Consider the following 13,880-nt stretch of genomic DNA (forward strand, 5'->3'; position numbering starts at 1 on the left):
TCCGGGCCCTCCGGGTCACGCCGCTTTCGTGTCGAACGCGAGACCGCCTTACGCCGCGCGCTGCTGGTCGGGATCGATGATGGTCACGATGTCGTCCATGATGGCGGTGACGTCGTAGTCCTTCGGGGTGTAGATGCGCGCCACCCCGGCGGCGAGCAGGGTGCGCTCGTCTTCCGGCGGGATGATGCCGCCCGCGACCACCGGAATGTCGCCCAGCCCGGCGGCCCGCATGCGGGTCAGCACGTCGGTGATGAGCGGCACGTGCGAGCCCGACAGGATCGACAGTCCGACGACGTGCACGCTTTCCTCCAGCGCTGCGTTGACGATCTGCGCCGGGGTTAGGCGGATGCCCTCGTAGACCACCTCCATGCCGGCGTCACGGGCGCGCACGGCGATCTGTTCGGCGCCGTTGGAGTGCCCGTCGAGGCCCGGCTTGCCGACCAGGATCTTGACCCGGCGGCCCAGGCGGGCCGAGACGTCCTCGACCCGGGCGCGGACGGCCGTCATGCGCTCTCCGGCCGTGGCTTCCCCGGCGGAGCGGGCCACGCCCGTGGGGGCCCGGTACTCGCCGAAGATGTCGCGCAGCGTCTGGCCCCATTCCCCGGTCGTCACCCCGGCGTGGGCGCAGGCGATGGACGGTTCCATGATGTTGCGGCCCTCGCGCGCCGCCGCCGACAGGTCGGCGAGCGCCGCCTGCACCGCCGCGTCGTCGCGCTGGGCGCGCCAGGCCTTCAGGGACTCGATCTGCTCCCGCTCCGCGTCCGGATCGACCGCCATGATGGCGCCCTCGCCGGCGGACAGGGGGCTGGGCGCGGCCTCAGTATACTTGTTCACGCCCACCACGGTCATGTCACCGTTCTCAATGGCGGCGAGGCGCTGGGTGTTCGATTCGACCAGCTTCTGCTTCATGTAGCTGGATTCGACCGCTGGGACGGCGCCGCCCATGGCCTCGATCCGGTCCAGTTCGGCGCGGGCCTGCTCCTTCAGCGCCTCGACCTTGCGGGTGATCTCGGCGGAGCCGTCGAAGATGTCGCCGTACTCCAGCAGGTCGGTCTCGAAGGCGACGATCTGTTGCAGGCGCAGCGACCACTGCTGGTCCCAGGGGCGGGGCAGGCCCAGCGCCTCGTTCCAGGCCGGCAACTGCACGGCGCGGGCGCGGGCGTTCTTGGACAGCACGACCGCCAGCATTTCCAGGAGAATACGATAGACGTTGTTCTCCGGCTGCTGCTCCGTCAGGCCCAGGCTGTTGACCTGCACGCCGTAGCGGAAGCGGCGGTATTTTTCGTTCTCGACCCCATAGCGCTCCCGGCACATCTCGTCCCACAGTTCGGCGAACGCGCGCATCTTGCACAACTCGGTGACGAAGCGGATGCCGGCGTTCACGAAGAAGCTGATACGCCCGACCACGACCGGGAAGTCCTCCGACGGGACCTGTCCGGAATCCCGCACCGTGTCCAGCACGGCGCGCGCGGTCGCCAGGGCGTAGGCCAGCTCCTGCTCCGGAGTCGCGCCCGCCTCCTGCAGGTGATACGAGCAGACGTTGGTCGGGTTCCACTTGGGGACCTGCTTATAGGTAAAGGCGATGACGTCGTTGATCAGCCGCATCGAGGGTTCGGGCGGGAAGATGTAGGTCCCGCGCGACAGGTATTCCTTGATGATGTCGTTCTGCACCGTGCCCTGAAGCTGGTCGCGCGCTGCGCCCTGCTTCTCCGCCGCCGCGATGTACAGCGACAGCAGCCACGCCGCCGGCGCGTTGATGGTCATCGACGTGTTCATCTTGGCCAGCGGGATGCCGTCGAACAGCGTCATCATGTCGCCCAGGTGGCAGATCGGCACGCCCACCTTGCCGACCTCGCCCGTCGCCAACACATGATCGGAGTCATAGCCCGTCTGGGTCGGCAGGTCGAACGCCACCGACAGCCCGGTCTGCCCGCGCGCAAGATTCGTTCGATAGAGTTCGTTCGACGCCTTGGCCGAGGAATGGCCCGAATAGGTCCGGAACAGCCAGGGTTTATCGCGCTGCGGTGCAGCAGACGGGGTGCGGGGCGCGGGCGTGCCGGTCATACGTGTCTCCATCCCTGCGGGTATAATGTCTGTATGTTCGCGTTTTTGGGCGGTGTTTCTGGAACGAAAATTACTCGATCCCTTTGTTAAGCGAAATTATTTACCACTTTGTGCATTGCGATGGAAGCCTGAAGTCGGTATAGCCTGAATCCGACGAAAACGCTGGGCACACGCTGTTCGCAGGTGCCGCATGACCCGGCGAAGGGGCCGGCGGCCCGCACGATCAGTGTCAACAGGGAGTGTCGAACCATGTCCACCGCCACCGCGGATATCGTCGAGCTGCGACCGGATCGAGAGACCAAGGATCTGTACGAACTGGGCGAAATCCCGCCCCTCGGCCATGTGCCCAAGCAGATGTACGCCTGGGCCATCCGCCGGGATCGGCACGGTCCCCCGGACACCGCGATGCAGGTCGAAGTCGTTGACGTTCCGACTCTGGAATCGCACGACGTTCTGGTGATGGTGATGGCGGCCGGCGTCAATTACAACGGCATTTGGGCCGCCCTGGGCGAGCCGGTGTCGGTGTTCGACGTCCACAAGCAGGAGTACCACATCGCGGGTTCCGACTGCGCCGGCATCATCTGGGCCGTGGGCTCGCAGGTGAAGCGCTGGAAGGTCGGCGACGAGGTCGTGGTGCACTGCAACCAGGACGACGGCGACGACGAGGAGTGCAACGGCGGTGACCCGATGTTCTCCGCCAGTCAGCGCATCTGGGGCTACGAGACGCCGGACGGCTCCTTCTGCCAGTTCACCCGCGTGCAGGCGCAGCAGCTCATGAAGCGGCCGCAGCACCTGACCTGGGAGGAAAGTGCGTGCTACACGCTGACGCTGGCGACCGCCTACCGAATGCTGTTCGGCCACCGCCCGCACGTGCTGCGGCCGGGCCAGAACGTGCTGGTCTGGGGCGCGTCGGGCGGCCTGGGCGCGATGGCGGTGCAGCTTTGCGCGGTGTCGGGTGCGAACGCCATCGGCGTCATCTCCGACGAATCCAAGCGGGACTTCGTCATGTCGCTGGGCGCCAAGGGCGTCATCAACCGCAAGGACTTCAACTGCTGGGGCCGGCTGCCGGACGTCAACGGACCGGAGTTCAAGGCCTATATGAAGGAGTCCTATAAGTTCGGCCGCGCCATCTGGGAGTACACCGGCAAGGGCAACGACGTCGACATGGTGTTCGAGCACCCGGGCGAGCAGACCTTCCCAGTTTCCACCCTGGTGGTGAAGCGCGGCGGCATGGTGGTGTTCTGCGCTGGCACGACCGGCTTCAACATCACCTTCGACGCCCGCTTCGTCTGGATGCGGCAAAAGCGCATCCAGGGCAGCCACTTCGCGAACCTGATGCAGGCCTCGCAGGCCAACCAGCTTGTCATCGAGCGGCGCCTGGATCCCTGCATGTCCGAGGTGTTCTCCTGGGAGCAAATCCCCTATGCCCACATGAAGATGTGGAAGAATGAGCATAAGCCGGGGAACATGGCTGTGATGGTGCAGGCCGTGAAGCCGGGCCGCCGCACCGTTGAAGAGTGCCTGGAGGGCTGAGGCCGCTCTTTATTCCTTTCGCTTTGGGAGGCCGCCCGGGAGGACCGAGTCCGGGTGGCCATTTCAGGGGACGACCATGTCTGGACCACTCATTATTCAGGACCTTCTGCACACCTGCGAGCGCTCGTACGAGACCGCGCGGCAGGTCCTTGGCGCCATCCGCGATCATCTGGCCAAGAAGGTCAGCGGCGAGGACGGCAAGCTCGACCCCGGCATCCTGGAGCGCGAGCAGCACGCGACCCATGGCTTCGCGTGGTTTGCGACCTATGTCACCGCGCTGGGGGAAATGCTGGCCTGGGCCAAGCGCCTGGAGGCGGAGGACAAACTGGGCGAGCTGGAGCAACTCATCCTTCAGGCCGCGTTCTCCGAGTACCTGCATCAGATCTTCGGCGGCGTGCCGATGAGCCAAGGTGAGTTCATCCGGCTCGCTGACTTCGGCATCGAGGTGCGCGAGCGCAAGGCGCTGCAGACGCCCTACACGACCCTGCTGCGGGAGCATGGGTTCACCGCCGCGTGCAAGGCGCGCATCGCGGAACTGACCCAGGACGGCAACTTCGGCGCCCTTGCCATGGAGGACGAGACCCTCGATCTCGTGCGCGACCAGTTCCGCCGCTTCGTTGACGAGCAGGTGCAGCCGCACGCCCATGGCTGGCATGAGAAGGACGAACTGATCCCGATGGAGGTCATCGACCAGATGGCCGAGATGGGCGTGTTCGGCCTGACGGTGCCGGAGGAGTACGGCGGCCACGGCATGGGCAAGATGGCCATGTGCGTGGTGACCGAGGAGCTGTCGCGCGGTTACATCGGGGTGGGGTCGCTGGGTACCCGCTCGGAGATCGCGGCCGAGCTGATCCGCCTGGGCGGCACCGAGGAGCAGAAGCAGCACTATCTGCCCAAGATCTCCAGCGGCGAGATCCTGCCGACGGCCGTGTTCACGGAACCCAACACCGGCTCCGACCTGGGCAGCGCGCGCACGCGCGCCACGCTGGATGGCGACGAGTGGGTGGTGAATGGCAACAAGACGTGGATCACCCACGCCTCGCGCACCGACCTGATGACCCTGATGGCGCGGACCAACCCGGACGAGCCCGGCTACAAGGGGTTGTCCATGTTCCTGGCGCCGAAGCCGCGCGGCACGGCGGACGATCCGTTCCCGGCGGCGGGCATGAGCGGTGGCGAAATCGAGGTGCTCGGCTACCGTGGCATGAAGGAATACGAGCTGTCGTTCGATGGCTTTCGCATGCCCAAGGACGCGCTGCTGGGCGGCGTGGAAGGGCAGGGCTTCAAGCAGCTTATGGAGACCTTCGAATCCGCCCGCATTCAGACGGCGGCCCGCGCCGTCGGCGTGGCCCAGTGCGCGCTGGAGGAGGGCCTGAAGTACGCCCAGGAGCGCGTGCAGTTCGGCAAGCCGCTGTTCGCCTTCCCGCGCGTGCACGGCAAGCTGGCCTGGATGGTGGTGGAGACCATGGTGGCGCGCCAGCTCACCTACATGTCGGCGCGCGAGAAAGACAACGATATCCGCTGCGATATCGAGGCCGGCATGGCCAAGCTGCTCGGCGCCCGCGTGGCGTGGTCGAACGCCGACAATGCGTTGCAGATCCACGGCGGAAATGGCTATGCGCTGGAATACCCGGTCAGCCGCATCCTGTGCGACGCGCGCATCCTGAATATCTTCGAGGGTGCGGCCGAGATTCAGGCGCAGGTGGTGGCGCGCGGTCTGTTGAGCGGGCGCGGCAGTGTTCAGTCCGGCAAGAAGCGGGCGGCGTAGTCGTGCGGATTCGTAAGGATATGGCCGGCCACGGATAAAATACGCCGTGTCGCGGCGCGGCTCCCGAGATCCCTCCACCCCTACCGGGGTGTTCGGGATGAGGTTTTGTTTTTTAAAACAAAACGTTACTTCATTCCGACCGAGCGAAGCGAGTGGAGGGATCTCGCGGGGGGCAGACCGTTGGGCAGCGGAGTTCATGAGGACTCCGGTCTGAACCGGATGCGTCCGTGTCACGATCGACGCGGGTGCGCGGTGCCTGCCCCATCGAAACAGGACAGTGGGGGAATCACCGCAGCGGCAGCGTCGGCGGCTCGTACCCATATTCGGCCATGATCTCCCGCGCCGGGGGCTCCCGCAGAAAGCTCAGGAACGCGCGGGCGGCGGCGTTGCGCATGCCGCTGGCCATCAGCACGGCCTGATGGCGGATCGGGGCATGCAGATCGCCCGGCACCAGCCAGCGCGACCCGGCGTCGGACTTCGCCACCAGGGACTGCGGCACGAATCCGGCGGCGGCATCCCCGTCCGTGAGAATGTCGAGCACCGCCAGCGAGTCGGCGGCGGTCACCGTTACGGGCCGCAGACGGCCGTACAGGCCCAGCGTCTCCAGAACCTCGACGGCGGCGGCGCCATGGCGCGAGGTCACCGGGTTGGCGATCGCCAGCGAGGGCAGGGCATCCGGCCGGTTCAGGATGGCCCCGGTCCCGTCGATCAGGGCCGGATCGGGCGACCACAACACCAGACGTCCAAGGGCATAGGTGAACCGGCTGTCCGGCGCGGTCAGGCCGGCGGCTTCGGCGCGCGCCGGGCGTTCCGCGTCGGCGGACAGAAACACATGCACGCCGGAGCCGCCCACGATCTGGGCGTAGAGCTTGCCGGAGGCCGCCACCTCGAACGTGACCGGCTGGCCGGTTTGCGCCGTGAACCGTCGGGCGATCTGGCGGGCGGCCGGCGCGAAGCCGGAGGCGACGGCCACGCGGATCGGGGCCGGCTGGGCGATGGCGACTCCAGACCCCGTGAGGACCAGACCGGCTGTTGCGGCCACCACGCCCGCAGCCAGCACGGCCCGGCGAGAGACGGGACGAGGGCGGTGGGGGCGATGGTCGTTCGGGGTCATGGTGTCCTCGTGGGCCGGGAGCGGAGGCGTGGTGGAAAGGCTCGGGGCGGATGACCGTGTCAGACCGGAAGCTGCACGGGCACCGGTTTCGCCCTCTCGGGGTGACAGCCGAGATCGGTATCGAGCGCGGGGTCGGTCACTTCCGGGGCCATGCGCGATCGCAGGTAGGCAACGACTCCGTCGCGCTTGTCCGCCCGGATGTAGGCCCAGGTCATGAACAGCCCCCCCCGCCGCTCCAGGTCCGAAATTTCACGGTGGGACTGCAGGCGATCGATGGCGGTGTCGAGGTCGCCGGTGGCGCCCACGTACACCCAGCCGGGCCGCACGCCCTTGTGGAACAGCACGAACACGCCGCTGTGCCCCTTCAGGTTCGGTTTTCCGGGGCGCATCGCTAAAAGGCGATAGAACCGGTTCGCGGAATCCCGCTGCCACATGGGGTCGGGGATCGGCTTGTCGTCGTCCCCGAACAGGTAGGACAAGATGGACATGGTGCCGTTTCCTTTCCGGTAACCCTAGTCTTACGGCACTTGCGGGGGCCGCGCAAATATCCCAGAAGGGAAGTCGGGGCGGAACCGATTTTCTGCCGTATGGAAGGACCGTGAGGGCGACGCATGACGGCTGATCTATCCCGGACCGGCCTTTCGGCGGAGGCGGTCATAGCGCACCTGGGCCTGAGTCCGCACCCGGCCGAAGGCGGCTATTTCCGCGAAACGTGGCGGGCGGATGAGGGCGTCGCCGGGGCGACCCTGCCGGACCGTTACGCGGGCGCGGATCGGTGTTTCGGCACGGCGATCTACTATCTTCTGACCCCGGACACGCTATCGGCCCTTCACCGCCTGCGCAGCGACGAGGTGTTTCACCACTACGCCGGCGACGCGGTCGAGCAGCTGCGTCTGCATCCGGACGGGTGCAGCGAGCGCGTCGTCATCGGGGCCGACCTGCTGAATGGGCATGTGCCGCAAACGGTGGTACCCCGTGGCGTGTGGCAGGGCGCGCGGCTGGTCGCGGGCGGGGCCTGGGCGTTGCTCGGCTGCACCGTGTCGCCCGGGTTCGACTTCGCCGACTATGAGCACGGCGACCGGGCCGCGCTGACGGAAGGCTGGCCGGACGCGGCCGCCATCATCGCCGCGCTGACATCACCCAACGCGGTAATATCCGAGAGCGGGAGTGCGTGACCATGCTGGCCTACGACATGCCGCTGTACCGACCGCCGTCGGAGGGCCGCAACCTCATCATCCAGGCGACGCTGGGGTGCAGCTTCAACCGCTGCGCCTTCTGTTCCATGTACCGGTCGAAGACCTACCGGGTGCGTCCGTTGGACGACGTCCGGCGGGACATCGACGCGGCCGCCCGCGTCTGGCCGGCGGCGGATCGGGTGTTCCTGGCGGATGGCGATGCGCTGGTTCTGCCGACGGCGCATCTGCACGCGATTCTCGATCACCTGCGCGCTCGCTTCCCGGCGCTGACGCGGGTCTCGGCCTACGCGACACCGGCCAACCTGCTCAAGAAAACACCGGAGGACCTGGCGAGCCTGAAGGCCGCGCGGCTGTCGCTGGTCTATCTGGGGGTGGAGTCGGGCTCCGCCGATGTCCTGCGCCGCATCACCAAGGGTGCCTCGCCCCAAGGGCACGCCACCGCGATCGACAAGGCCCGCGCCGCCGGCCTGAAGGTCTCGGCGACCGTCATTCTAGGGCTGGCGGGGGCGGAAGGGTGGGAGGAGCATGCGACGGCGACCGCCGCCCTCATCAACCAGGCGCCGCCGACGTACCTGTCGACGCTGCAACTCTATCTGGAGGAGGAGCGTCTGGGCCCCTTCGTGGAGCAGATGACGCGCGACGGCCGTACGTTCACCTTCCAGGACGACGCCGCCGTGTTGGCGGAACAACGGATGTTCCTGGAGACTCTGAACCCGCCCCGGCCGGTGATCTTCCGCTCCAACCATGCGTCGAACGCCCTGGCGCTGGCCGGAACTCTGCCCCGCGACAAGGACCGGCTGTTGGCGGAGGTCACGGCGGTGCAAGGGGCTCTGAGCGGTCCCGGCTGGCGACCAAGCCATCGCCGGGCGCTGTAGGGGGGGGGGCGCACTGACCACGCGCGACCCATCACGACCTGCCGATCAGGGGGGGGGCGGCGAGCGACAGAGCGTCGGCGACAGAGCGTTCGCTGAGGGGCGCCGGATCCGGGCGTGGGCGCGGACGCCGCGCCTATTCGTGTGTCCTCTGGGCCTCCTGTGCTTGCCGTCGCGCGACGTCCCACGTATACACCCGCCCGTCGGGTGCGAACGACCCCTTGGCGGGGCGGGATGCAAAGCCTCCTGTGGTGCCCGACTCGTGATGGGGGGTAGCACCCGGAAAGGTTGATCGATGTGGGGCAAGGGGGCCGGGAGCGGTCGTTGTGTCTCACACGGTGGGCAATTGGCCTGGGTGACGCCCGACCGTGGCCCCAAAGGGGCCAAAGACGGTGGATGTGAGCACGTTTCCGCGATCCCGTGGTTTACGGTGCGGTTGCGAAAAGGCATGATGCCGCCCGCCCTCTCCGCTCCGGAGGGTTTTTTCGTCGTGTGGTGTGGAGCTGGCCCATGAAACAGTCCGTGCAACGGGTCGTTCCCCATGAACGGGAGCGGGTCTTCGACCTGGTGGCGGATGTGGAAGCGTACCCGTCCTTCCTGCCCTTGTGGAAGTCCGCGCGCGTCCTTGACCGGGATCCGACCGGTTATCGGACGCGGCAGTTGCTCGGCATCGGACCGGCCACGCTCGAATTCATCTCCCGCACTGATCTCGCCTTCCCGGATCGGATCACCGTGACCGCCACGGGCGGACCGGTGCGTCGGCTATACATGCTGTGGGCGTTCGAAGCGATGGACGGCGGACGGTGCAGGGTTGGGTTGGACTTGGCAGTTGAAGTGCACTCCAAGATGCTTCAGAAGCTGCTGCAGGCGACGTATGGCGAAATGGCGCCGCGTCTGATTACGGCGTTCGAGGGGCGTGCGCGCGCGGTGGAGCGCGGGGCCGCTCAGGCGCCACCCCCGGCGGCCCGTCCAGGGCCGCCCGCAGGCTCATCCCCGGGGGTGGTGTCATGACCGCTGACCCCGCTTTCTGTCTCTCATCGGGAAACCGGTGACCGTTCGTTTGCGTCAACACTCTTAGGATAGTTCGATGAACAAACCCCACGCGGCCGCGTCCGACTTTCGCCTCGATTCGCTGGCGGAGGAGGACCTGTCCTTGCCTGCGTCGCGCGAGACGGCCGTTCTGGCCGGACGTGCTCGGCCGACCCCGGTCGAGGTTCCCCCCGTCGAGGTTTCGTTGAACAGTGCAGCGGCGCGTTCGGCGGGATCCGTGGCCCGCCCGGCGATCCCGGAATACCTAAGCAAGGTGTACACGTGGGCCTATCTGACGCCGGCCTACAGCCGGTATCTCGATACCTCCTTCGTCGTCTCCGCGATTCTGTGGGGCAACGCCAATCGGCTGATGCGCGCCGGCTTTTCGGAGTTCGAGGCGGGTCAGGAGGTTCTTCAGCCGGCCTGCGTGTACGGCAGTTTCTCCAGCAAGCTTGCGGCCGTTCTGGGGCCGAAGGGTGCGCTGCACGTCACCGACGTCGCGACCAACCAGATCGACGCCTGCCGCACGAAGCTGGCCGCCTTCCCGTCGGCGACCCTGGATCTGGCCGACGCCGCCGATCCGCGTGACCGGTCGTATGACGGTGTGTGCTGCTTCTTCCTGCTGCATGAGGTGCCGGAAGACTATAAGCACCGCATCGTCAAAAGCCTTCTCGACGCGACGCGCCCGGGCGGCAAGGCTGTGTTCGTGGATTACCACGGGCCGAGCCTGCTGCATCCGCTGCGGCCGATCATGATCGTGGTCTGGCGCCTTCTGGAGCCGTACGCCCTCGCGCTCAGCGATAACGAAATCCGCTCCTACGCGCCGCCGTCTCTCGCCGAAGAGTTTACGTGGCACAAGGAGACCTATTTCGGCGGGCTGTACCAGAAAGTGGTCGCAACCCGAAAGGGGGAAGGGGCCTGACACCGGCGGCTATCGGACAGCCTTTGACTTGAGACTCAAGACTCCGCAATAAGCTGTTGGAATCTTGACTCAAACGAAGTACCCTGATGTCAATGCGCCGTTGACAGCAGGGGCGAGTCGTTATGGCAACCCGAGAAATCGACCCGGATGACGCGACGGACCGGCCGGAGACTGCCGCAGCGGCGGGTCGGCGCGAGGGTCTGAAACGCGCCCCCCATCTGGTGGCGGACAACGTCGAGGGCGCCGAGGCGCCCGTGCGAGACCGGTCCGGTGTACCGGGTGAGACCGGGCGTGAGCCGGACTCGGCCCGTGATGGCGCGGGGGAGGCTGGCAGAACCGCCCGGGCTCGTGACGGGGGGGATGGGCCCGCCGACTCCCATGACGCCCTTCCGGCCACGCCACTGCCCGCGACGTCCCGTGCGGCCGGCGCCGATGCCGGCGACACCGACGAGCCGGGCCCCTTGCCCAGTCTGTTCCGGCGCCCGCGTACCGAGTCCGGCGAACGCGTCTCGGTGTTGAGCCGGCGTGTGCGCCCGCTCCGGGTGGGGAACGATGCCGAGGACGCGGCGCCCGCCGAGACGCGCGCGCCGCGCGGCACGGCCGCCGCCTATGGGGTCGGGACCGGCGACGCGGAGTCGCGTCATGCGCTGCCCCCGCTGCCCGAGGATCCGCCGCCGCCCATGCCGCGTGGCCTGGAATGGCCGTCGTGGGTGGCTGGTGCGGTCTCGCTGTTCTGGCTCGCCTTTTTCGCGTTCTACATCCAGCAGAGCGTGGGCTGGAACAATCTGTTCATGCTCCTGCCGCACGAGTTCGCGGGATTCGCCGCCGGTGCGCTGATCCCGGTCGCGCTGGCCTGGGCGCTGGTGGCCGTGTTCACCCGCGATGGTCGCTATGGCCGTGAGGCGCTGATTCTGCGCGACCAGCTCCGCAAGCTCGCCTACCCGACCGACACCGCGCGCGGTCAGATGAGTGACGTGGCCCGCTCCCTGACCGAGCAGGCGCGCATGCTGACCGACGCCTCCCGGCACGCCCTGTCCGAGGCCCGGCAGGTGCGCGACGGTCTGCACACCGAGGTGGTCGCGCTGTCGAGCCTGGCGGAGAAGTTCCGTGAGGACATCGCCCAGGTGATCCGCGACGCCGAGGGGCAGGTCTATGGTCTGGAGGATGCGACCGAGCGGGCCGTGAGCCGCGCCCGTGACGCGGGTCAGACCCTGGAGCGGCAGAGCAGCACCCTGACCGAAGCCGCCGACAAGATGATGGCGCAGACTCGCACCCTCGACGACAGCCTGCGCAAACATGTGCAGGACCTGACGCTCGCCGGCCAGCAGGCCCGGGAGCAGGGCAACGGCATCCGCGCGATCAACGAGAGCATCGCCAAGTCCGTCCGCGAGGGCCGGGGGCTGGGCGATGAGCTCTCGAAGCTGTTGGGCGAGGTCGACGAGCACCTCGGCGGCCAGCAGTCGCGTCTGGACGACCTGCGGGAACGCTGGGAACGGGCTGCCGAGGGCGTGTCGACGCTCATGGCCAGTCGGGCCGAATCCATCGAAACCGTCAGTGACCGCCTGTTGAGCCGCACCCAGGTGATCGAAACGACCATCGGCCGCCAAACCGACGCCCTAATGAGCGCGTCGGACCAGTCCATGGCGCGACTGAAGGAGATGGAAGGCGTCTTCACCCGCCGGGTGCAGACCATGAACGTGACGGTGGACGAGGCGACGAACCGGCTGTCCGACGCATCGCTGATGGTCGCGCAGCGTGGCCAGGAGGCCATGTCCGCGACCGCTGAGGCTACGGGCACCTTGGAGCGCGCCGCCAGCACGCTCGACGATATGCTGCGCACCCTTGGTGTCGCGGTGCAGCGCGCCGAACAGCGGGCGCGGGATGCCGGGGCCGCCGTCAAGGAGCAGGCGCAGGCGCTGGAAGGCCATACGGTCGAGGCCAATCGCCACGCCAACGATATCCGTGAGGCGATCACGGCCCAGAGCAAGGAACTGGCGGACGGCGCCAAGCTGATCGGCCACCAGCTCGAATTGGTGCAAAGCGGATTGCAGCAGCAGGCCCGCTATTTGGGCGACGCGGCGGGCACGGCGGCGAACCGGATCGAAGACACCGTCGACTCGCTGCGCCAGCAGCTCACCGAATTGTCCACGATCTCCAGTCAGGTCAATCAGGAGCTGGAATGCATCGGCCTCAGCCTCGCCGACCACGCCGAGACCCTGGAGGCCACGGGCGAGCGGACCGTCAGTCACACCCACACCGCCGCCGCGGCTGTGCGCAGCGAGACCGAAAATCTTCAGCGTATGGTGTCGGAGGTCCACAAGGCGTTGGAAGGGCTGGAGGAAAGCCTTGCCGCGCGCAATCTGGCCATCAGCCGGGCCGCCGAAAGCGCCGACGGTAAGCTGGCCGAGACCGCGCAGATCATCGAAGGCAAGGTCCGCGTCATCTCGGAATGCACGGCGCAGGCGAACGAATCCCTGGAGTCGACGGCCCTGGCGCTCGATGGCCGCGTGAACGATGTCGACGGTATCGTGAACCGCTCCATCGGTCGCATGGGCGACATGGGCACGACTCTGGAGCAGCACGCCCGCCTGTTCGAGGAGGTGACCGGGCGCGGTCTGTCGCAGGCCACGGTCGCCGGCAACCGTCTGCGGCAGTCCACGGACGGCATCCAGGCGGCGGCGGAAAAGGCGGCCGAGACGGTGCGCGGGGCCGCGTCGTTGCTGGGTGGTTCGCTGGAAGAGGCCGACGAGCGCGCCCGGGCGCTGATCCCGCTGCTGGAGCGCGCGGTGGACGGCATCCGCCAGGAGGTCGACGGCATGGCGCTGTCGGGCGAGAAGATGACCGAGACCACGCGGCGCATCAGTGCGGAGTTCGGCCGCCAGACCAAGGCGCTGGTCGATGCCGCCGGTCAGGCGGAGGAGCGCGCCGGGACGTTGCGTCTGGAGATGGAGCGGGCGGAGGTCACCACCTTCCTGCATCAGGCCAGCTTTGTGATCGAGCGCCTGGAAAGTGTTGCGGTGGACATCGCGCGCATCTTCAATCCGGTCCGCGACGAGGAGCTGTGGCGCCGCTACCAGAAGGGCGATCACGGCGTGTTCCTGCGCCATCTGGCCCGGGTCATGACCGTGCGTCAGCACGGGGCGGTGCGCGAGATCTTTGACAGCGACCGAGAGTTCCGGGGCTACGTCACCCAGTTCGTGACCGATTACGAGAGCCTTCTGGAACAGACGCGCCAGACCGCGCGTGCGGACATCCTGACCGCGCTGTTCATCGGCTCCGACCTGGGCAAGGTCTATCTCGTGTTGGCGAAGGCGCTGGGCCGCCTGGAGGAGTAGCGCGGCGAGCGCCCGGGTCCAACGCGGCGCGCTGCCCGAGAGCGGTG

The 13,880-nt window shown here is 67.5% G+C and carries 10 protein-coding genes; 7 read left to right on the plus strand and 3 right to left on the minus strand.

Features of this window, described 5'->3' with window-relative positions; all coding sequences use genetic code 11:
• Nucleotides 1–48 precede the first annotated feature (48 nt).
• On the minus strand, nucleotides 49–2,064 hold the full coding sequence (locus GGD82_RS09090) for an ethylmalonyl-CoA mutase (RefSeq protein ID WP_150061241.1): 2,016 nt from the start codon (nucleotides 2,062–2,064) through the stop codon (nucleotides 49–51).
• Nucleotides 2,065–2,313: 249 nt separating this feature from the next.
• Between GGD82_RS09090 and ccrA the strand changes: the two genes are divergently transcribed.
• Complete coding sequence (gene ccrA, locus GGD82_RS09095; protein ID WP_150061240.1) at nucleotides 2,314–3,597, plus strand: crotonyl-CoA carboxylase/reductase; 1,284 nt, start codon at nucleotides 2,314–2,316, stop codon at nucleotides 3,595–3,597.
• Nucleotides 3,598–3,673: 76 nt separating this feature from the next.
• Nucleotides 3,674–5,365 carry an acyl-CoA dehydrogenase family protein gene (locus tag GGD82_RS09100; RefSeq protein ID WP_150061239.1) on the plus strand — a complete coding sequence of 564 codons (1,692 nt, stop codon included), beginning with the start codon at nucleotides 3,674–3,676 and terminating at the stop codon, nucleotides 5,363–5,365.
• Nucleotides 5,366–5,651: 286 nt separating this feature from the next.
• On the opposite strand, the gene modA is transcribed toward GGD82_RS09100, so the two are convergent.
• Entirely contained in the window at nucleotides 5,652–6,479 is an 828-nt protein-coding gene (gene modA / locus GGD82_RS09105; RefSeq protein ID WP_150061238.1) for a molybdate ABC transporter substrate-binding protein, read from the minus strand.
• 59 nt (nucleotides 6,480–6,538) lie between these two features.
• Nucleotides 6,539–6,967: a hypothetical protein gene (locus GGD82_RS09110; RefSeq protein WP_150061237.1), complete on the minus strand. Its 429-nt coding sequence runs from the start codon at nucleotides 6,965–6,967 to the stop codon at nucleotides 6,539–6,541.
• Nucleotides 6,968–7,090: 123 nt separating this feature from the next.
• Between GGD82_RS09110 and GGD82_RS09115 the strand changes: the two genes are divergently transcribed.
• The 5 genes from GGD82_RS09115 (at nucleotide 7,091) to GGD82_RS09135 (ending at nucleotide 13,833) form a co-directional block, all read left to right on the plus strand.
• The gene (locus tag GGD82_RS09115; RefSeq protein WP_150061236.1) at nucleotides 7,091–7,654 is read left to right on the plus strand and encodes a cupin domain-containing protein; all 564 of its coding nucleotides are present in this window, start codon (nucleotides 7,091–7,093) and stop codon (nucleotides 7,652–7,654) included.
• A 2-nt stretch (nucleotides 7,655–7,656) separates the two neighbouring features.
• Nucleotides 7,657–8,550 carry a radical SAM protein gene (locus GGD82_RS09120; RefSeq protein ID WP_150061235.1) on the plus strand — a complete coding sequence of 298 codons (894 nt, stop codon included), beginning with the start codon at nucleotides 7,657–7,659 and terminating at the stop codon, nucleotides 8,548–8,550.
• A gap of 507 nt (nucleotides 8,551–9,057) precedes the next feature.
• Complete coding sequence (locus GGD82_RS09125) at nucleotides 9,058–9,558, plus strand: type II toxin-antitoxin system RatA family toxin (protein WP_150061234.1); 501 nt, start codon at nucleotides 9,058–9,060, stop codon at nucleotides 9,556–9,558.
• 76 nt (nucleotides 9,559–9,634) lie between these two features.
• A complete protein-coding gene (gene rquA, locus GGD82_RS09130; RefSeq protein ID WP_150061233.1) occupies nucleotides 9,635–10,498 on the plus strand; it encodes a rhodoquinone biosynthesis methyltransferase RquA in 864 nt (287 codons plus the stop codon).
• 122 nt (nucleotides 10,499–10,620) lie between these two features.
• A complete protein-coding gene (locus tag GGD82_RS09135) occupies nucleotides 10,621–13,833 on the plus strand; it encodes a coiled-coil domain-containing protein (protein WP_150061232.1) in 3,213 nt (1,070 codons plus the stop codon).
• Nucleotides 13,834–13,880: the final 47 nt, after the last annotated feature.

Source organism: Roseospira marina (genome assembly GCF_014197855.1).
Classification (GTDB): domain Bacteria; phylum Pseudomonadota; class Alphaproteobacteria; order Rhodospirillales; family Rhodospirillaceae; genus Rhodospira; species Rhodospira marina.